Genomic DNA, 19,450 nt, shown 5'->3' on the forward strand with positions numbered 1-19,450 from the left:
GCGTGAGGAACGATCATCACCCTCCCTCGCGCAGCAATCCTGATAACATGCTGCGCACTTCGACACTGCCGCGATGCCAGCCGATGCCTCATGTGACCCGCTCCGCCTCCACGCCTGAATTGACCTCGCTGTTCGCCGCCTTGCAGCAGCACTTCATGCAGGTCGTCGTTCCGCTGTGGCAGGGCCCTGGCTGGAACGCGCAATTGGCATTGCCCTACGAAGCACTCGACGCCAGTGATCAACCGTTGCCGCCGCAACGCTATCGCGCCATGGCCTGTGCGCGTCAGCTGTTTCTGTTTTCCAGCCTCATCGATCACGCGCAATTGCCAGGCGCGCGGGCGCGGGCCGGTGAATTGTTCCGCTCCCTGCAACAGCACTTCCACGATGCCGAGCATGGTGGATGGTTCTACAGCATCGATCCGCAGGGCAAGCCGCTGGATCGCCGCAAGGACCTCTACACCCATGCCTTCATTATTTTTGCCTGCGCACATTACTGGGCGAAAGTGCAGGACCCGCTGGCAGAGTCGGTGCTCAACGCAGCGCTCAACGTTGTGGCAGAACGCTTTGCCGACGACGACGGGCTTTACGAGGCGCAACTCGATGAAGACTGGTCGGTACTGGGCACCGGTCCGCTGCAAAACCCCTTGATGCACCTGGCAGAGGCCTTTCTGGCCACCCTGTCGGTGCGTGCCGACCCTGCCACGCAGGCGGCACTGGACGCGCTGGTTATCCACATGCAGCGCCGTTTCGTCGATACGGCAACCGGCGTAATGCTGGAGAAGCCTCTGGGCGCTGTGGATAACTGGTACGAACCAGGCCATCAGTTTGAATGGTTCTTCCTGCTGCAATCATCGCCGGAACTGCACGGGCGCGAGCTGCATGAATCCATGACCCGCGCGTTCGCCTACGCCCAGGCGCAGGGAGTCGACACACAGAGCGGGGCTGTGACGGCGATGCTGGCGCTCGATGGTACGGTGCGCGATGGCACTCAACGTATCTGGGCCCAGGCAGAATACCTGCGGGCCATGGCCCTGCGCCCGGACTGCGAGTTGGCCTTGACTCAGCAGTTGTCGGCCTTCGAACAGCGCTTTCTGCATGCCAGGGGCTGGAACGAGTGCGTCGAGCCCGATGGCAGGGTCAGCCGCAGCGACATGCCGTCGACCACGCCCTACCACTTGGCGACCTGCTACATCGGTCTGGCGGATTTCGTCGAAAACCGCTTCGTCAGCGCATTCCCGCCGCCAACCCCAGCAGACAACTGATCGAGCCGCAGCAACGCGGCCCGGTCAGCAGGTCAATCAGCCGCGGTTGCGATCAATCGCAAAGCCGGCCCAGGTCTGGCTGACAGGCATCAGTTCCAGGCTGTTGATGTTGACGTGCGCTGGCGTGTTCATGATCCAGAAGATGGTATCGGCGATGTCCTGCGGCTGAATCGGCTCGGCACCGGCGTAGGTGGCGTCGTACTTGGCCTGATCACCGCCGAAACGCACCAGCGAAAACTCGCTCTCGCACAGCCCCGGCTCGAGGTTGGTGACCCGCACGCCTGTGCCGATCAGATCGTTGCGCAGGTTCAGCGAGAACTGCCCGACAAAGGCCTTGGTGCCACCGTAGACGTTGCCACCCGGATAAGGGTAGTTACCGGCGACCGACCCCAGGTTGACGATGCTCGCGCCGCGACCATGCGCGATAAGGCGCGGCAGCAGCAAACGGGTGGTGTAAACCAGACCTTTGACGTTGGTGTCGATCATGGTGTCCCAGTCATCCAGATCGCACTTGGGTGCCGGGTCGATTCCCAGTGCCAGACCGGCGTTGTTGATCAGCCCGCGAATGGTGCCGAACTCTTCAGGCAAACCTGCGATGGCGCTCTCCATCGCCTTGCGGTCACGCACATCCAGCACCAGCGTATGCACCTTGGTCTGCTTCGACAGCTCGGCGCTCAAGGTATCCAGGCGGTCCTTGCGTCGACCGGTCAGCACCAGCGACCAGCCTGCCTCGGCGAAACGGCGGGCGCACGCCTCGCCAAAACCGGAAGTGGCGCCCGTGATGAATACAGTGGAAGTCATTTCATTCTCCTGACATGGCGCAAAAACAGCGCTGCCTGTTAATAAGTTTCTGGCAAGGGCAGCAGAATGCCCGTCAGCGGGACATCGATGCAACAACCGAGTGTATCTGTACAAAAAACAACCAACCCGAAGCAAGCCTTGCGCCACGGGCCTCACAGGCACTTTTGCCCACCTTATCCACAGTCAGACCCACAATCTCTGGGGGCAAGTCAGTGACGCTGAACGTCACGTCTTTCGGGGCCTGCGGCGTATCAGGCAAAGTTTTTCCCTTGACTTTGCCCGACACCGTCAAGGGGCCGAAAAGCGTCAGAAAACGGTGATGGCCTGTAGCCCAGACTCTGTAACGTCCGGGGCAGTCTTTCCAAGGCTTGTTAACAGACTTATCCACAGGCTGTTGACCTGCAAAAACTGTATGAACGACCAGCTCGAATGCAGTTGACAAACCCTCCATAAAGTTGGCCAAAAACCTCTGTGCAAAATTTAACCACTCTTCTACAGGCCTTATGCATAAAGGGCTGCAGGTAAATACTCCCAAGTTATTAACAGCCGGTTCCACAGTAAACCTGAACAAGTCAAAACGGTGACAAAACAACTCTTTGCAGCGGTTTTATGTCGCACTTGTCAGACGCGCCAAAATTGTTTTCCACAATTGCATACGAGCGCGCCCCGGATGTTTGAGCATCCGGGGCGCGCGAAGAAAACGGCAGGGTTTTGACGAACTCAATGCCCGCCCAGATAAGCGTTCCTTACCTCTTCATTTACCAGCAATTCCTGCCCGGTGCCGGACAGTCGAATCTCGCCATTGACCATCACATAAGCCCGGTCGGACAGCTTGAGAGCGTGGTTGGCGTTCTGCTCGACCAGAAATATCGTCATGCCCGTGGCTGCCAGTTCACGCAAGGTCGAGAAGATCTGTTTGACGATGATCGGTGCCAGACCCAGGCTTGGCTCATCGAGCAGCAGCAATTTCGGACGACTCATCAGCGCGCGGGCGATGGCGAGCATCTGCTGCTCCCCCCCGGACATGGTCATGGCTCGCTGATTGCGGCGCTCCTTGAGCCTGGGGAACAGCTCGAACATGCGCTGCATGTCTTCGGCCGAATGCTTGTCGCCAATCGGGATGGTGCCCATCATCAGGTTTTCCTCGACCGACATGTCGGGAAACACCCGGCGCCCCTCCGGCGACTGCGCAATGCCGTTGGAAGCGATGTAATGCGAGGACTTCTGGGTGATGTCGGTGCCCTGATAGATGATCTGCCCGCTGGCCGCGCGCGGCTGACCGAAGATCGACATCAGCAGTGTGGATTTGCCCGCACCGTTGGAGCCGATCAGGCTCACCGTTTCGCCCTCATTGATGTGCAGCGAGACTTTCTTCAGGGCCTGAATCGGCCCGTAAAACACATCGATCTCTTTCAGTTCGAGGATCGGCTTGCTCATACCAGCTCCTCTTCATCAGCGCCCAGATACGCGGCGATCACCTTCGGATCGTTACGGATCTGTTCCGGCCCGCCCATCGCAATCACGTTGCCATGGTCGAGCACCACAATATCGTCGGAAATCCCCATGACCATGCCCATGTCGTGCTCGATCAGCACGATGGTCATGTCGTGCTCGTCACGCAGCAGGCGGATCATGCCGCTGAGTGCCTCGGTCTCCTGCGGATTGAGACCGGCTGCCGGCTCGTCCAGGCAGATCACCTGCGGCCGTGTGCACATGGCCCGCGCAATCTCCAGGCGGCGTTGTTGCCCATAGGACAATTCGCCAGCCAGACGGTTGGCGCAGTCCACCAGATCGACCACCTCCAGCCAGTAGAACGCGGTATTCAGCGCGTCCTCTTCGGCCTTGCGATATCCCTTGGTATTCAGGATCCCGCTGATCAGGCTGCGGTTGACCCACATGTGCTGGGCGACCAGCAGGTTTTCGACCACCGACATTTCCTTGAACAGGCGAATGTTCTGGAACGTGCGCGCCAGCCCTGCCCTGTTGACCAGATGGGTGCCGCCGAACATTTTGTAGTACACCCGGCTGAGGAAGCTTTTCGGCGAAACGAAGTCGGTCGCCTGGAACGGTTCGCCCAACAGCCTGATCACGTTGGTGGTCTTGCCGCGGGTATGCAGTTCGATGCGTCCGCCAGTGGCCTTGTAGAAACCGGTCAGGCAATTGAAGACCGTGGTCTTGCCCGCACCGTTGGGGCCGATCAGGGCGAAGATCGAATTGCGACGGACCTTGAGGCTGACGTCGCTGAGCGCCTTGATGCCGCCAAAGTGCATCATCAGGTGCTCGACGGAGAGAATCACTTCAGTGCTCATCGCGCAGCCCCCTCTGTGACCAGCGCGCCCTTGCGCGGTTTCACCCCGGTGCGGCTGATGCGAATCAGGCCGCGCGGTCGCCAGATCATCATCAGCACCATCAGAATCCCGAACAGCAGCACGCGGTATTCGGAGAAGCTGCGCAGCAGTTCAGGCGCAACGGTCAGTACGAACGCGGCGATGACCACACCGACGGTCGATCCCATGCCGCCCAGCACCACAATCGCCAGAATCAGCGCCGACTCGAAAAAGGTAAATGAGGTCGGGTTGACGAAGCCCTGGTAGCTGGCAAAAAACACCCCGGCAAGGCCTGCGGTCGACGCACCGATGGTGAACGCCGACAGTTTGACCAGCACGTGATTGAGGCCCATCGAACGACAGGCGATCTCGTCCTCGCGCAAGGCTTCCCAGGCACGCCCGATCGGCATGCGGGTCAGGCGATGCTTGATAAACAGCACCGCCAGCACGACCAGAAACAGCACGGTGTAGATGAAGATGAATTTCAGGTCCGGGTTGTAATCGAAGCCGAAATATTCATGGATCGGCACCCCGCCGTCCTTGGCGCGGCGGCCGAATTCCAGCCCGAGGAAGGTGGGCGCCGGCACCGGCACACCGTTCGGACCGCCGGTAAACGACAGCCAGTTATTCAGCACCAGACGAATGATCTCGCCGAACCCTAGGGTCACGATGGCCAGGTAGTCGCCATGCATGCGCAACACCGGAAAGCCGAGAATGCATCCGGCCAGCGCCGCCGCAATCGCCGCCAGCGGCAAGGCCGACCAGAAGCCCAGTCCGAGGTACTGATAGCCCAGCGCCAGGCCGTAAGCGCCGATGGCGTAAAACGCCACATAGCCAAGATCGAGCAGCCCCGCCAGACCGACCACGATGTTCAGCCCCAGGCCGAGCAGCACGTAGATCAGACCGAGGATGACCACGGTCAGAATGTACTTGTTGGCGAAGATCGGGAACACGATGGCAATCACGATCAGCAGCGGAATGATCCAGTACAGGCGCGATCGATGATCCGGTTTGAGCACATGCACGCCAGAGTCGGAGCTTTCGAAGCTCTGGGAAACACGTAGGCCTCTGGGCGTTTGCAGAAACAGACTGATCAGAAAGCGACCGATCATGACCACGCCCACCAGCCACGCCACGCGGGTCGGCTGCAGGTTGAAGCTGTAGCCATCGAGCACGATCCCGACAATGGGGCCGAACACGATCAGCGCAAGCAACCCGGCGACCACGGCATCGATCAGACTTTTCTTGATGTCGACAGGTTTGGAAACAGGAACAGCAACAGGAACGGACATACTTATACCTTCGCCACGAGTGGGCGACCCAGCAGGCCTTGGGGACGGAAAATCAGGATCAGCACCAGCAGGCCGAAACTGAACACGTCTTTGTAATCGGAGTTGATCAGACCGGAGAACTGCGACTCGGCAACCCCCAGGATCAAACCGCCCAGCATGGCACCCGGTAACGAACCGATCCCGCCGAGCACGGCGGCAGTAAACGCTTTGATGCCGATGATGAAGCCCGCATAGAAGTCGAACGTGCCGTAATTCATGGTGATCAGCACACCGGCCAGTGCCGCCATGGCCGCGCCGATGATGAACACATAGGAAATGACCCGGTCGGTGTTGATGCCGAGGATCGAGGCCATCTTGCGGTCTTGCTGCGTGGCCCGGCACATGCGGCCCAGCTTGGTGTACTTGATGATGTAGGTCAGCACGCCCATGCCGACGAAGGCGGCGATGAGGATGAAGATCTTGGTGTAGGTGATCTGCACGAAGCCGCTGCCGACTTCAAACCGCCACGCACCTTCGAGCAGCGTCGGCACGCCTTGCTGGCGCGCACCCTGGCTGATCTGTGCGTAGTTCTGCAGGATCAGGGAAATACCGATGGCGCTGATCAGCGGTGCCAGACGGGTCGAGTTGCGCAGTGGCTTGTACGCCACACGCTCGATGACGAAGCCGTAAACGCCAGTGACCACAATGGTGAAGATCAGCGTACCGAGAATCAGGAACGGAAAAGATTCCAGTCCGAAGAAAGACAGAACCGCGAGGCCGATGGCGGCCAGGTAGGCGGAAATCATGTACACGTCGCCGTGGGCGAAGTTAATCATGCCGATGATGCCGTAGACCATCGTATAGCCGATGGCGATGAGGCCGTAGACAGACCCGAGAGTGAGTCCGTTGACCATTTGTTGCAGGAAGATTCCATCCATCACGCACGCTCACACAAAAAGGCAGCTCAGCACCCCGCCAGCCACACCCTTGTGAGGCATGACCGACAGGTCCGAAAACACTAAAAGAGATGCAGGCTCGCTCTTGGGCGAGCCCATCATCGGGTCAGCGCCTGACGCGCAGGGCCGACGCGAGGTCTATCTCACTTCTGTTTTTCGAGTTGCTTGTATTTGCCGGCGGCGTCCCACTGGTAAACCACGTAATCGGAGACTTTCAGGTCACCTTTGGCATCCCAGGCTTTTTCACCCATGACGGTCTTGACCGGATTGGCCTTGAGCCATGTGGCGGCTGCGTCACCCTTGTTGGACTTGGCACCGTTGAAACCGGCAGCCAGAGCCTGTACCGAAGCGTAAGCGTACAGGGTGTAACCTTCAGGCTCGTAACCGGCCTTGCGGAATTCGTCCACGACAGCCTTGCTGTCCGGCAACGCGCGCGGGTCAGCACCGAAGGTCATGTACACGCCATCGACGTACTGCGCGCCACCTGCAGTGGTGACCAGTTCGTCAGTCACGACGCCATCATCGGACATGAACTTGACGTCCTTGAGGCCCTGCTCGCGCATCTGCCGAACCAGCGGACCGGCTTCCGGGTGCAGACCACCGAAGTACACGACATCAGCGCCGACCGAGCGAATCTTGGTGACCAGAGCACTGAAGTCTTTCTCACCACGGGTCAGACCTTCTTCGAGGATCGGCTTGACGCCACGCGCGGTCAGTTGCTTGGCCGTTGCGTCAGCGAGGCCCTTACCGTAAGTGTCCTTGTCGTTGATGACGGCGATTTTCTTGCCCTTGAGCACGTCGACGATGTAGTCACCGGCAACGATACCCTGCTGGTCGTCACGGCCGCACATGCGGAACATCTCTTTCAGGCCACGTTCGGTCACGGCCGGGTTGGTCGAGCCGGGCGTAATGGCAATAACGCCAGCATCGCCGTAGATCTCCGAAGCCGGGATGGTCGACGACGAGCAGAAGTGCCCGACCACACCAATTACTTTTTCCTGATCCACCAGGCGGTTCGCAACGGCGACGGCCTGTTTCGGCTCACAGGCGTCATCACCCGCGACCAGCACTATTTTCTCCCCATTGACACCACCGGCTTTATTGATCGCATCGGCCGCAGCCTGCGCGCCCTTCATGTATTGCTGACCAAACGACGCGTTTGCGCCGGTCATCGGGCCCGCTACGCCGATTTTCACGTCCGCCTGTGCAAACGAAGACACGCCCAATGCAGTAGCCACTGCGATTGCCAGAAAACCTTTCCTGTAAAACGTATGCGACATAAGTGGTGCTCCTGAGGATATTTTTTTAGTTGGCACTTTCATGATCGAGCAGATACAGAGTTGGTCAGAGCAAGGCGCGTGCCATCGCTTTTTAGTTGAGGGAGATGGCGTGTGTTTCGTGCCATTCAATAACCAGACGCCGCGCTACAGGGCCCTGCGGTTGCTTCGGACGCACAAGGTGCAACCCCTGATGAAAAAAGAGCAACCCACGCGCACTCAAGTAGCAACCAGCGCATGTCGTGATGGGCAACCCACCTGTAACAGCACACGTCACCGAATTGCACACGCCCGGTGCGCGAACGCTACGAGACGCACCATTTGAGGCTAGCGGATTAAACGAGACCTGCCGCAGACATCGCTCGATTCTGAAACCCGCGTCACGCGCCGCCAGTAATAACCTCCCTGCAGACACCCGACAAACAACCTTTAAGCGAGATATCATTCCGATTATTCATATTGCTTACGCCAGCCCCCGCGCGCCGCAAACAGAGAAGTCATCATGCTGAACAAACGTCATCTGCCCTCGATAGCCGCATTGCAATGCTTTGAGGCAGTGACCCGGCACCTGAGCTTCACGCGCGCTGCTGAAGAACTCAACCTGACCCAGAGCGCCGTCAGCAAACAGGTCGCGCAACTCGAAGAGCTGGTTCAGCACCTGCTGTTTCAGCGCGTGCGCCGCCGTCTGCAACTGACCCCGGCCGGGGCGCTGTATCTGGCCGAAGTGCGCAAGATCCTGACCCAGATCGAGATGTCCACCCACTTTCTGCGCTCCTATGGCGGAGAAACCGAAGTGCTGCGGGTTTCCACCCCGTCGACGTTTGGCGCCCGCTGGCTGGTGCCGCGCCTCAAGGGCTGGCGCCTGCGTCACCCGCATATTCACCTGGACCTGCTCAACGAACAGGAATCCGATGACCTGATCAAGGGCCGCTGCGACGTGTCGTTCTATTTCGGCCAGGCCGCGATGCCCGGTGCAGAAAGCGTGAAGCTGTTCGGCGAGGAACTGGTAGCGGTGTGTGCTCCCGAAAGCCTGCCTGACGAGCCGCTCAGCGACCCGACCCAACTGAGCGAACTGGTACTGCTGCAGAATGCTTTCCGCCCCGAAGCGTGGCATGAATGGTTCGAGAGCCAGGGCTATCACACCGACCACAGCTATCACGGTCCGCGCTTTGAAACCTTCTATATGTGCATCCGCGCGGCTCAGGTCGGCTGTGGCGTTGCGCTGCTGCCACGCTTTCTGGTCGAGGAGGAACTGGCCGAGGGCAAACTGGTGATTGCCTGGGATTACGCATTGCCCAGCACTAACAGCGCCTACTACCTGTCCTATCCGGAACACACCGCCGACGTACCCAAAATCCGGGTTTTTCTGCAGTGGATGCTGGAACAGTTGGATCAACCCCCCGCTTAAGGGCGACAATGCACACCCATCCGGCCGTGAGCCTTCCATGGTGACAGACAGGAAGTCACGCGCCCCACTTTATCCGGCTGCTCTGGAGAGCCTGATTCAATGAGCGAGAGCGCCTTTTCCAATCGCATCGTGCAAAGCCTGCTCGATACCGATTTCTACAAGCTGACCATGATGCAGGCCGTCCTGCACAACTACCCCAACGTGGACGTCGAGTGGGAGTTCCGTTGCCGCAACGGGGAGGACCTTCGCCCCTATCTGGATGAAATCAAGCACCAGATCGAGCTGTTGTGCGAGCTGTCGCTGAGCCCCGAACACCTGGCTTTTCTGGAGCGCATCACGTTCATCAAACCGGATTTCCTGCGTTTTCTCGGGCTGTTCCGCTTCAATACCCGCTACGTGAAAACCACCATCGAGAATGACGAACTGTGCATTCGCCTGCACGGACCGTGGCTGCACGTCATCCTCTTTGAAGTGCCGCTGCTGGCCATCGTCAGCGAAGTGCGCAACAGGCATCGTTACCCGGACACCCTGCTCAGCCAGGCGCGTGATCGTCTGTATGACAAGTTCGAATGGCTGACCACGCATGCCACGACGGATGAACTGGCCGAGCTGAAAGTGGCGGACTTCGGCACGCGCCGGCGGTTTTCCTACCGCGTGCAGGAAGAAATGCTTGGCGTCCTGAAAAACGACTTCCCAGGCCAGTTCGTCGGCACCAGCAACGTTCATCTGGCCCGTCAACTGGACCTGAAGCCCTTGGGTACCATGGCCCACGAATGGATCATGGCGCATCAGCAGTTGGGACCGCGCCTGATCGACAGTCAGATTGCCGCACTCGATTGCTGGGTCCGCGAATATCGCGGCCTGCTGGGGATCGCGCTGACCGACTGCATCACCACCGATGCGTTCCTGAACGACTTCGATCTGTACTTCGCCAAACTATTCGACGGCTTGCGCCATGATTCGGGCGACCCGGTGAAGTGGGCCGAAAAATGCATCTCGCATTACCAGAAGCTCGGTATCGACCCAATGAGCAAGACTCTGGTTTTTTCCGATGGACTGAACCTGCCCAAGGCGCTCGATATCTTTCGCGCATTGCGCGGACGCATCAATGTCAGCTTCGGGATCGGCACCAACCTGACGGCCGACATTCCCGGCATCGCGCCGATGAACATGGTCTTGAAAATGACCGCGTGCGCCGGTCAGGCCGTGGCGAAAATCTCTGACGAGCCCGGCAAGACGCAGTGCAAGGACCCGAACTTTGTCGCCTACCTGCGGCATGTGTTCAAGGTGCCGGATTTGCCGAGCCCGGAAAAACCCGCTTGAATTGTCCTATCTACGAGGAGTGAATCATGCACGCCGTACAGCGCCAGATTGCTGAACAGCTCAAGGTCCAGCCACCTTTCGCGGACCAGAACGCGCTGCAGGCCGAGGTCGCCCGCCGCGTCAACTTCATCAAGGAGTGCCTGCAGAACGCACGGCTCAAGACGCTGGTGCTCGGCATAAGCGGCGGGGTCGACTCGCTGACGGCCGGTCTGCTCGCCCAGCGCGCGGTCAAGGAGCTGCGTGAAAGCACGGGTGACAACGCCTATCGCTTCATCGCGGTGCGCCTGCCCTATGTGGTGCAGGCCGATGAGCACGAAGCCCAGGCCTCGGTCGACTTCATCGAGCCGGACGAGCGCCATACCATCAACATCGGCAGCAGCGTCAAAGCCTTGGCCGCCGAGGTCAAGGCCTTCGACGGGCTTCCAGCGACCTCGGTGGATTTCGTGCTCGGCAACACCAAGGCGCGCATGCGCATGGTTGCGCAATATACCGTCGCCGGGGCCTATCATGGGCTGGTGATCGGCACTGATCATGCGGCCGAAGCGGTAATGGGCTTCTTCACCAAGTTCGGCGACGGCGCCTGCGACCTGGCACCATTGAGCGGTCTGGTGAAAAACCAGGTACGCGCCATCGCCCGCCATTTCGGCGCTCCGGAATCACTGGTTGAGAAAGTACCGACTGCGGACCTGGAAGACCTGTCCCCCGGCAAACCGGACGAAGCCTCGCACGGCGTGACCTACGCCGAGATCGACGCCTTCCTGCACGGCGAGCCGGTACGCGAGGAAGCCTTCCGGATCATTTGCGACACCTACGCCAAAACCCAGCACAAGCGCGAACTGCCTTACGCGCCTTGAGTGGGTGTTTGCGGAACGAGAGAGCTGCAACACTATCGTGCCCATGCTCCGCGTGGGTACGCCTTTCCGGACGCTCTGCGTCCGCTTCTGAATGTGCGGCGCGGCACAGACCTGTGACGCAGAGCGTCACCCAAGGAGTTCCCACGCTGAAACGTGAGGAACGGCAATCCCAACTATCGAGCGACGCTCCTCGCACTGCTCAAGGGACCTGTCGTTACTTGAGGGTCACAGCGCCTTTCATCATGCTGATGTGCCCGGGGAATGTGCAGAAGAACTGGTATTCCTGTGCAGGGTCGAGCTTCGACACGTCAAACGTCACCGAATCCTTTTCGCCAGCACCGATGACTTTGGTGTGGGCGATGACGCGGCTGTCGTCCGGCTTCAAATACTCCTTGTCGATACCCGCCGCCATGCCGTCAGTGACGATTGCCTGGGTATCGGCCTTTTTGCCCAGCACCCAGTTATGGCCCATGACATTCTTCGGCAGGCTACCGGAGTGAGTCAGGTTGACGGTGAATTCCTTGCAGCTCTTGTCGATCTCAATGGCTTTGGTGTCGTACATCATTTGATCGGTCGAATCGACTGTGGCCGAGCACTCGGCAGCCAGCAACTGGCCACTGGCCAATGACAACAGCGAAATCGCTACAAGCTTGCGAATCATTTGAATCTCCAGGGCAGGACTTGATTAACGTAAAACTGATGTAAGAAGAGAGTGCCCGATCAGGGCCGCGGTTCCAAGAACGTGCGTCAAATGGTCCCGCGGACGCTCACGACAGAGCGCCCTTTTGAAGAACGATTCACGGCAACAGGTAATTAGCCGCTGACCGGCATCACCGTGACCCGTACCTCCGGATCATGCGTGCCGCCGCCCAGAATCACGCCACGCAACGGCGAGACATCAGAGAAATCACGCCCCCAGGCCAGGCTGATGTGCTCCAGCGCAGGCTGCACATTGTTGGTGGGGTCGAAATCGACCCAGCCAGACGCAGGACAGAATACCGAGACCCAGGCATGCGAAGCATCGGCACCAATCAGCCGGGGCTGGCCCGGTGGCGGCTGGGTGAGCAGATAGCCGCTCACATAACGCGCCGCCAGGCCACGGGAGCGCAGACACGCGAGCATCAAATGGGCGAAGTCCTGACACACGCCCCGCCGCCGCTCCAGCACCTCCACCAGCGGCGTGGCGACCTGAGTGGCCTCTTCATCGAAGGTGAACTCGTCGAAAATCTTCTCCATCAACGCCTGTACGCACAGCAACAACGGGCGTCCCGGCGGGAAACAGACCTGCGAGAACTCGACGAACGAGCGCTTCAAGTGCACGTAGGGGGATTCGAAGCGATAGCGACAGGCCTCCAGAATATCCTCCGTCATCGGCTTGGCGCTGTACGTCAGCGCACTGCGGGTCACCTCCCATTCCGGCGACAGATTGAAATCCAGAAACGGCTTCTCCATAACCTCGATACGCAACCGCGCATTGACCTGCAACTCATCGTGCGGACGCTCGAAGGCCAGACGGGTCAGCGGGTTGCCGAATACATCCAGCTCATCGCGACGCGTGGTGGGTTCAGGGAGAATCTCCAGCGCCTGCTCGGTGCAACGCTGCCAGGGACTGCTGCGCGGCCACAGATGCGCCAATTGCTGGGCCAGCGAAACCGGGCTGTCGTACTTGTAATGCGTGTCATGGAAAATCTGGTAGAAAGCGCTCATCAGACAGACACCGTGCGTTGGCTAACATCATCGACATGGGCAAAATGACGCAACGCCAGGCGATCGGACGCCTGTCCGCTGCTGTCACCAATGCTTTGCAGCAAATCCGCCAGCCCGTCGAGCACGGCGTCGATACTGCTCTGGCCAAACAACGGATTCTCCAGGCTGCCCAGGTCGAACGCGGCAAGACGCTGCGACAGCACTGCAAGGCTGCTGTCGCGTGGCGCATCGAACTCGTCGTTGAGACGGCGCAACGAGCGCTGCACCAGCTTGAGCTGAAACAGCACCGCATGCGGGTTCTGCTCGTCGAGCAGCAACAGGTCCAGCACCGGAATCAGGTGCGGCACCGCCATGTAACGCGAGCGATAGGTGATGCTGCTGTTGCCCAGCTCCAGCAACCACTCCAGCCCGGCGCGCTCGAAAACCACCAGCCCGCGCAAAAACGCCGACAGACTGGTGCTGAGAAACTTCAGGCGCTCGATCCGTCGCCCAATCATCAGGAAATTCCAGCCTTCGTCGCGGGTCATGTCGTCCAGCGCAAAACCGGACAGCGCCGCCAGCGACATCACCAGACGGTTGAGAAAATCCAGCAGTTCGCCGAAATCCGGCTCTTCGCTTTCCAGGCTCAAGGCTTCGCGCTGCAATTCGACCAGCGCCTGCCAGTTTTCCTTGGATAACTTGCCGCGCACTTGCGAGGCCGCCCACTGCAGACGCTGCAAATTGGCGCGCAGGCTGAACGGCCACTCGTCCCCCAGCAGCGCGACGAGCAGACGATCCTTCAGCTCTTCGCCCTCCTGCGCCTCGGGCAGCATGCCCAGGCTCTCGGCCAGCGCAACGGCGGCTTGCAGCGCGAGAGGGTCATCATCGTCGACGTAGCGCGTCAGCATGATGCGCAGCAGGCGTGCACTGTCGTCGCAGCGCTCGCAGTAACGTCCAAACCAGAACAGGTTTTCCACCACTCGTGACGGCAGATAAGGGTCGCGACGGATCAGGTCGTAGACACCCAGCTTACGCTGGCCCTTCCACGGCTCGCCGAGGTGCGAGCGCTCGCCCAGCACCCAGGTGTCCTTGCTTGCCCCGCCACGCTGCATCGAAACCACGTCGGCATCGGCTTCGGCGGCCACTCGGGTCAGGCCGCCCGGCAGCACGCGATAGCCGTCGAGGCTGGCCACTGCATACACGCGCATGCCGATGGCGCGCGGCTGCAAACCTGTGCCATCGGCCTGCAGCACCGGAGCATGGGACAACTGCGCCAGCTCCTGAGCGACGTAGGCATAGGGCCGCGACTGCATGCGCTGGGCAAGCGCGAGGCGCTGTTCCTCATTCAGATCACGCCCGAACACCGGCGCGAAGTGCTGCGAGGGGAACGCCGGCTTGATCAGCAGATCCGGTAGTTTTTCCAGCGCCTGGGCCAGCACCGGTGGCTCTCCGCACCACCAGGTCGCCACCGAGGGCAGGATCAGGTCCTCGCCGAACAGGTACTGACTGATCTTCGGCAAAAAGCCCAACAGCCCCGGCGACTCCAGTACACCGCTACCCAACGCATTGGCGACCAGCACGTTGCCCTGACGCACGGCCTCAAGCAGCCCCGGCACTCCCAGCGCAGAATCGGTACGCAACTCCAGTGGATCGCAGAAGTCATCGTCCAGGCGGCGCATGATGGCGTGAACCCGGCGCAAGCCGCTGAGGGTTTTCAGGTAGACCGTGGCATCGCGCACCGTCAGATCGCCACCCTCGACCAGCGGATAGCCCAGTTGCCGCGCCAGGTACAAGTGTTCGAAGTAGCTTTCGTTGAAACGCCCCGGCGTCAGCAGGACGATCAGCGGTGCCTCGTTGCTGGTTGGCGCCTGACGGGCCAGCGTCTGCTGCAGCGCGTCAAAGAAACCCGACAGGTGCCGGACTTGCAGGTCGCGATAGGTTTCCGGCAGGGCGCGCGCGACGCTCTGGCGGTTTTCCAGCGCATAACCGGCACCCGAGGGCGCCTGGGTACGGTCGGCAGTGACCCACCAGCGCCCGTCCGGGGTACGCGCCAGATCGACGGCGTACATGTGCAGGAACGTGCCTTCAGGGGGCTTCACGCCCTGACACGGCCAGAGAAAGTTGTTGTGGCCAAACACCAGTTCGGCGGGCAGCAGGCCATTGGCGATCAGCGTCTGCGGGCCGTAAAGGTCCGCAAGCACTGCGTTGAGCAGCCGTGCACGCTGGGCAATCCCTGCCGCCACGTGCTGCCATTCGTCCGCTGCAATGATGTGCGGCAACAGGTCCAGCTCCCACGGACGATCAGCGCCCTTGGGGTCGGCATACACGTTATAGGTGACACCGTTTTCCTGAATCTGCCGGGTCAGCAGGGCCTGGCGCTGGATCAGTTGCGCCGCGCTGCTGCGCCGCATGTGCTCGTACAGACGACGCCAGTGCGGGCGAACGGCTCCGTCGGCGTCGAGCATTTCGTGGTAAGTACCCTCGGACAGCGGGTAGTGGTCAAGCAGGTCGGGCATGGAAGGCTCGGCAGGCAACGTAAGGACTTCAGATTAGTGCAGTCAGATGTCACGTCCGTGTGCATCTGACGCACAGAGCCACTGTTTTTTTAATGCAGACGCATATCCAGCGTCATCGGCAGCTCGTCGTTAATGTTGAGCGACGGAACGTCCAGTTTGCCCGGGGTGTGACCGATGCGGAAGAAACGTGACAGGCGACGGCTTTCCGCTTCGTTGGCGTTGACCGGCAAGGTTTCGTAGTTACGGCCGCCCGGATGGGCGACATGATACTCGCAGCCACCCAGCGAGCGGTGCATCCAGGTGTCGAGCAGATCGAAAACCAGCGGCGCATGCACGCCGATGGTCGGTTGCAGGCAGTTGGCCGGCTGCCAGGCGCGGTAACGCACACCGGCGACGAACTCGCCGGCCCGCCCGGTCGGCTGCAGAGGCACTGCGACACCGTTACAGGTCAGCACGTAACGCTGCGGTGGCAACCCGCTGATATGCACTTGCAGACGCTCCAGCGATGAATCGACGTAGCGCACCGCGCCGCCGGCCGACCCCTCTTCACCCAGGACATGCCAGGGCTCCAGCGCCTGACGCAGTTCCAGTTCGATACCGTTGACGGCGTAATCGCCCACTTTCGGAAAGCGGAATTCCAGGTGCGCAGAGAACCAGTCGGCCTGCACCGGGTAGCCTGCCGCATTGAGGTCGGCAACCACATCGGCAAAATCCTGCTCGATGAAGTGCGGCAGCATGAAACGGTCGTGCAGTTGCGTGCCCCAGCGCGCCAGCTTCGCGGGTGCGTAGGGTTCACGCCAGAAGCGCGCCACCAGAGCGCGCAGCAGCAGTTGCTGCGCCAGGCTCATGCGTGCATGCGGCGGCATCTCGAAGGCGCGCAGCTCCAGCAGCCCCAGGCGTCCGGTCGCGCCATCGGGCGAGTAAAGCTTGTCGATGCAGAATTCGGCACGGTGGGTATTGCCGGTGACGTCGATCAGCAGGTTACGCAGCAAACGGTCCACCACCCACGGCGCAACCTCCTCGCCTGGCGCCGGCATCTGCGCAAAAGCGATTTCCATCTCGTAGAGCGAGTCGTTGCGCGCTTCGTCGATGCGCGGTGCCTGAGAGGTCGGGCCTATAAACAGGCCGGAAAACAGGTACGACAGCGAAGGATGGTTGTGCCAATAGCTGATCAGGCTGCGCAGCAGGTCCGGACGCCGCAGAAACGGCGAATCCGCCGGAGTCGCGCCACCCAGCACGAAATGGTTGCCACCGCCGGTGCCGGTATGACGGCCGTCGATCATGAACTTCTCGGTGGTCAGACGCGTGAGGCGCGCCTGCTCATAGAGAAACTCGGTGCGCTCGACCAGCTCGTCCCAGCTCGCCGAAGGCTGCACGTTGACCTCGATCACGCCAGGGTCCGGCGTGATCCGGAAATTGCACAGCCGCGGATCGCTTGGCGGCTCGTAGCCTTCCAGCAGGATCGGGCACTGCAGCTCTTCGGCGGTCGCTTCGATCACGGCCACCAGCTCAAGGTATTCCTCAAGCTTCTGCAGCGGCGGCATGAACAGATACAGCCGCCCTTCGCGCGCTTCGGCACACAGCGCCGTGCGGGTCAGCCAGTCAGCCGACTCGTCGATCTTCGGCGCGCGTTCGGCGTCCGTGTCTGTGGACTTGAGCGCCGAAGTCAACGAATCGCTGTCGGCCAGTTCGGGGAAGTCCTGGTTATGGTCGGTCGGGTGAATGAACGGGTATTCCGCCGCCTTCACCCAAGGCTGCGACGCCAGCGGCAATCGATAGCCCAGCGCAGAATCCCCAGGCACCAGACGGCAATGCTCGTCACGCAGGTACCAGCGGCCACTCTGCCAGCTGTCACCGTCCGCGTTGCGAGCCAGCGGCAGGACCTGACCGATCATCTTGTCCAGCCCCTGGGCAAAGACCTTGCGCAGGCGTGCACGCTCCAGCTCATCGCCCAGCCGCGAATCTTCGGCCGAGACGTTGACCGGCAACGCGCCTTCGCGCCACAGGTAGTAGAAATTGTCTTCGTAAGCAGGGAAAACGAAGCGCGCCGGCAGCTTCAGGCGCTCGGCAACGCTGGCCAGAAAACGCCCCGCCAGTTCGCCGGTCGCGCCATAGTCGCGGGTCTCGTCGGCGATCAGCGCATTATTGCGCCACACCGGCTGGCCGTCCTTGCGCCAGAAGCAGTTCAGCGACCAGCGCGGCAACTGCTCACCCGGATACCATTTGCCCTGCCCGAAATGCACGATGCCCAGCGGCGCGTAATGCCCGCGCATGCGCTGGAACAGCTCGGCGGACAGTTCGCGCTTGCGCGGCCCCAGCGCAGCGGTGTTCCATTCGGCACCATCGCGGTCGTCGATGGACACAAAGGTCGGCTCACCGCCCATGGTCAAACGCACATCGTCGCGCAGCAGATCAGCGTCGATCTGTCGGCCCAGAGCCTGAATGTCCTGCCATTGCGCTTCGGTGTAAGGCTTGGTGACGCGCGGCGCCTCCCAGATGCGCTCGACCGACATTTCGTGGCTGAAATCGGTGTCGCACGGCTCGACCAGACCGCTGATCGGCGCTGCGGAGGAAGGTTCGGGGCTGCATGCCAGAGGAATGTGTCCTTCGCCAGCGAACAGACCGGAGGTAGCATCCAGCCCGACCCAGCCCGCGCCTGGCAGATAGACCTCGCACCAGGCGTGCAGGTCGGTGAAGTCGACATCTGTACCCGACGGCCCGTCGAGCGCCTCGACATCGGCCTTGAGCTGAATGAGGTAGCCCGACACGAACCGCGCCGCCATGCCCAGATGACGCAGCAGCTGCACCAGCAACCACGCGGAGTCACGGCACGAGCCCGATGCGTTCTCCAGGGTGAATTCCGGGGTCTGAACGCCCGGTTCCATGCGGATCAGGTAAGCGACGTCCTGGCTCAGGCGCTGGTTGAGACCGACCAGAAAGTCGATGGCCGGAATCGGCTCGCGACTGATGCTGTCCAGATACGCCTGAAATCTCGGGGTCAGCGGCAGTTTTTCGAGGTACGGCGCCAGCTCGCGCTGCTCTTCGCTGGCGTAGGTGAACGGGATGTTCTCGGCGTAGGGCTCGAGGAAGAAGTCGAACGGATTGAACACCGCCATCTCGGCGACCAGGTCGACTTCGACGCGAAACTCATGGGTCTTTTCCGGGAAGACCAGGCGCGCCAGGTAATTGCCTTGAGGGTCCTGCTGCCAGTTGATGAAATGGTTTTCAGGCAGGACTTTCAGCGAATACGACAGCACGCGTGTGCGGCTATGGGCGGCCGGGCGCAGGCGAACGATCTGAGGACCCAGTTCGACCGCGCGGTCGTAGCGATAATGCGTGACATGGTGCAAGGCAATATGAATCGACACGGCGTGCCTCCTGCGAGCCTGAACGGTAATTGAGCCGCGCAAGACTTATGCCATCCGGTCAAAGTCGTGCGCCAACGAGAGTGGCATTCCCCGCCTGAACAGGCGCAGCACCAAAATCGTGCCGGCCGAAGCCAACGGTGCAAGGGTCGCACAGTAATAAGGCAGACAGTGTGGCAGAGGGATCGAATGGGGGGTGAAGAATTGTGAGCGCCGTGGGCGTGTGCCGTTGATGGATAGAGCGGCGCGGCGGGAATGATGTGACGCGGAGCGTCACGAACGGCATTCCCACGCTGGAGCGTGAGGAACGATGATCTCAACTGTCGTGCGACGCTCCGCGTCGACATGCCGTTCTGGACGCTCTGCGTCCGCCCCTCTACGAGCAGGCGGCGCTATCGCCGAGC

The 19,450-nt window shown here is 60.8% G+C and carries 14 protein-coding genes; 4 read left to right on the top strand and 10 right to left on the bottom strand.

From position 1 onward, the window contains the following. Positions 1 to 47: 47 nt before the first annotated feature. Positions 48 to 1,262 carry an AGE family epimerase/isomerase gene (locus BLR20_RS15135; protein WP_054994386.1) on the top strand — a complete coding sequence of 405 codons (1,215 nt, stop codon included), beginning with the start codon at positions 48 to 50 and terminating at the stop codon, positions 1,260 to 1,262. 36 nt (positions 1,263 to 1,298) lie between these two features. Here BLR20_RS15135 and BLR20_RS15140 read toward each other — a convergent pair whose 3' ends face one another. The 6 genes from BLR20_RS15140 to BLR20_RS15170 all read right to left on the bottom strand — a co-directional run bounded on the left by BLR20_RS15140 (position 1,299) and on the right by BLR20_RS15170 (position 7,897). Continuing rightward, positions 1,299 to 2,063, bottom strand: a complete 765-nt coding sequence (locus BLR20_RS15140; protein ID WP_032615396.1) for an SDR family oxidoreductase — start codon at positions 2,061 to 2,063, stop codon at positions 1,299 to 1,301. Positions 2,064 to 2,783: 720 nt separating this feature from the next. Continuing rightward, complete coding sequence (locus BLR20_RS15150; RefSeq protein WP_004407872.1) at positions 2,784 to 3,500, bottom strand: ABC transporter ATP-binding protein; 717 nt, start codon at positions 3,498 to 3,500, stop codon at positions 2,784 to 2,786. Continuing rightward, positions 3,497 to 4,372: an ABC transporter ATP-binding protein gene (locus BLR20_RS15155; protein ID WP_010427813.1), complete on the bottom strand. Its 876-nt coding sequence runs from the start codon at positions 4,370 to 4,372 to the stop codon at positions 3,497 to 3,499. The genes BLR20_RS15150 and BLR20_RS15155 overlap by 4 nt, the downstream gene beginning before the upstream one ends. Beyond that, positions 4,369 to 5,682, bottom strand: a complete 1,314-nt coding sequence (gene livM / locus BLR20_RS15160) for a high-affinity branched-chain amino acid ABC transporter permease LivM (protein WP_010427812.1) — start codon at positions 5,680 to 5,682, stop codon at positions 4,369 to 4,371. The genes BLR20_RS15155 and livM overlap by 4 nt, the downstream gene beginning before the upstream one ends. A 2-nt stretch (positions 5,683 to 5,684) precedes the next feature. Continuing rightward, positions 5,685 to 6,599, bottom strand: coding sequence for an ABC transporter permease subunit (locus BLR20_RS15165; RefSeq protein WP_003366358.1), 915 nt, complete (start codon positions 6,597 to 6,599; stop codon positions 5,685 to 5,687). A gap of 161 nt (positions 6,600 to 6,760) precedes the next feature. Then, on the bottom strand, positions 6,761 to 7,897 hold the full coding sequence (locus BLR20_RS15170) for a branched-chain amino acid ABC transporter substrate-binding protein (RefSeq protein ID WP_010427811.1): 1,137 nt from the start codon (positions 7,895 to 7,897) through the stop codon (positions 6,761 to 6,763). Positions 7,898 to 8,396: 499 nt separating this feature from the next. Here BLR20_RS15170 and BLR20_RS15175 point away from each other — a divergent pair, with 499 nt between their 5' ends. From BLR20_RS15175 to nadE, 3 genes are all read left to right on the top strand, one after another. Beyond that, a complete protein-coding gene (locus BLR20_RS15175; RefSeq protein ID WP_054994385.1) occupies positions 8,397 to 9,302 on the top strand; it encodes a LysR substrate-binding domain-containing protein in 906 nt (301 codons plus the stop codon). Between the two features lie 99 nt (positions 9,303 to 9,401). Beyond that, positions 9,402 to 10,625 (top strand): nicotinate phosphoribosyltransferase, encoded by a 1,224-nt coding sequence (pncB, locus tag BLR20_RS15180; protein WP_010427809.1) that lies wholly within the window; start codon positions 9,402 to 9,404, stop codon positions 10,623 to 10,625. A 26-nt stretch (positions 10,626 to 10,651) separates the two neighbouring features. After that, entirely contained in the window at positions 10,652 to 11,479 is an 828-nt protein-coding gene (gene nadE, locus BLR20_RS15185; protein ID WP_010427808.1) for an ammonia-dependent NAD(+) synthetase, read from the top strand. Positions 11,480 to 11,693: 214 nt separating this feature from the next. On the opposite strand, the gene azu is transcribed toward nadE, so the two are convergent. From azu to BLR20_RS15210, 4 genes are all read right to left on the bottom strand, one after another. Then, on the bottom strand, positions 11,694 to 12,140 hold the full coding sequence (gene azu / locus BLR20_RS15195) for an azurin (protein ID WP_010427807.1): 447 nt from the start codon (positions 12,138 to 12,140) through the stop codon (positions 11,694 to 11,696). A 152-nt stretch (positions 12,141 to 12,292) separates the two neighbouring features. Then, complete coding sequence (locus BLR20_RS15200) at positions 12,293 to 13,186, bottom strand: transglutaminase family protein (protein ID WP_010427806.1); 894 nt, start codon at positions 13,184 to 13,186, stop codon at positions 12,293 to 12,295. After that, positions 13,186 to 15,681 carry a circularly permuted type 2 ATP-grasp protein gene (locus tag BLR20_RS15205; protein ID WP_054994384.1) on the bottom strand — a complete coding sequence of 832 codons (2,496 nt, stop codon included), beginning with the start codon at positions 15,679 to 15,681 and terminating at the stop codon, positions 13,186 to 13,188. The genes BLR20_RS15200 and BLR20_RS15205 overlap by 1 nt, the downstream gene beginning before the upstream one ends. Before the next feature lie 89 nt (positions 15,682 to 15,770). Continuing rightward, a complete protein-coding gene (locus BLR20_RS15210) occupies positions 15,771 to 19,049 on the bottom strand; it encodes a transglutaminase family protein (RefSeq protein WP_054994383.1) in 3,279 nt (1,092 codons plus the stop codon). Positions 19,050 to 19,450 lie beyond the last annotated feature (401 nt).

Source organism: Pseudomonas congelans, from assembly GCF_900103225.1.
Lineage (GTDB): Bacteria > Pseudomonadota > Gammaproteobacteria > Pseudomonadales > Pseudomonadaceae > Aquipseudomonas > Aquipseudomonas congelans.

Coding starts and splice junctions, on each gene's coding strand:
- BLR20_RS15155 (WP_010427813.1), bottom strand. CDS start 4,372: ATGAGCACTGAAGTGATTCTCTCCGTCGAGCACCTGATGATGCACTTT.
- BLR20_RS15175 (WP_054994385.1), top strand. CDS start 8,397: ATGCTGAACAAACGTCATCTGCCCTCGATAGCCGCATTGCAATGCTTT.
- BLR20_RS15200 (WP_010427806.1), bottom strand. CDS start 13,186: ATGAGCGCTTTCTACCAGATTTTCCATGACACGCATTACAAGTACGAC.
- BLR20_RS15170 (WP_010427811.1), bottom strand. CDS start 7,897: ATGTCGCATACGTTTTACAGGAAAGGTTTTCTGGCAATCGCAGTGGCT.
- livM (WP_010427812.1), bottom strand. CDS start 5,682: ATGTCCGTTCCTGTTGCTGTTCCTGTTTCCAAACCTGTCGACATCAAG.
- azu (WP_010427807.1), bottom strand. CDS start 12,140: ATGATTCGCAAGCTTGTAGCGATTTCGCTGTTGTCATTGGCCAGTGGC.
- BLR20_RS15165 (WP_003366358.1), bottom strand. CDS start 6,599: ATGGATGGAATCTTCCTGCAACAAATGGTCAACGGACTCACTCTCGGG.
- BLR20_RS15140 (WP_032615396.1), bottom strand. CDS start 2,063: ATGACTTCCACTGTATTCATCACGGGCGCCACTTCCGGTTTTGGCGAG.
- BLR20_RS15150 (WP_004407872.1), bottom strand. CDS start 3,500: ATGAGCAAGCCGATCCTCGAACTGAAAGAGATCGATGTGTTTTACGGG.
- pncB (WP_010427809.1), top strand. CDS start 9,402: ATGAGCGAGAGCGCCTTTTCCAATCGCATCGTGCAAAGCCTGCTCGAT.
- BLR20_RS15135 (WP_054994386.1), top strand. CDS start 48: ATGCTGCGCACTTCGACACTGCCGCGATGCCAGCCGATGCCTCATGTG.
- BLR20_RS15205 (WP_054994384.1), bottom strand. CDS start 15,681: ATGCCCGACCTGCTTGACCACTACCCGCTGTCCGAGGGTACTTACCAC.
- nadE (WP_010427808.1), top strand. CDS start 10,652: ATGCACGCCGTACAGCGCCAGATTGCTGAACAGCTCAAGGTCCAGCCA.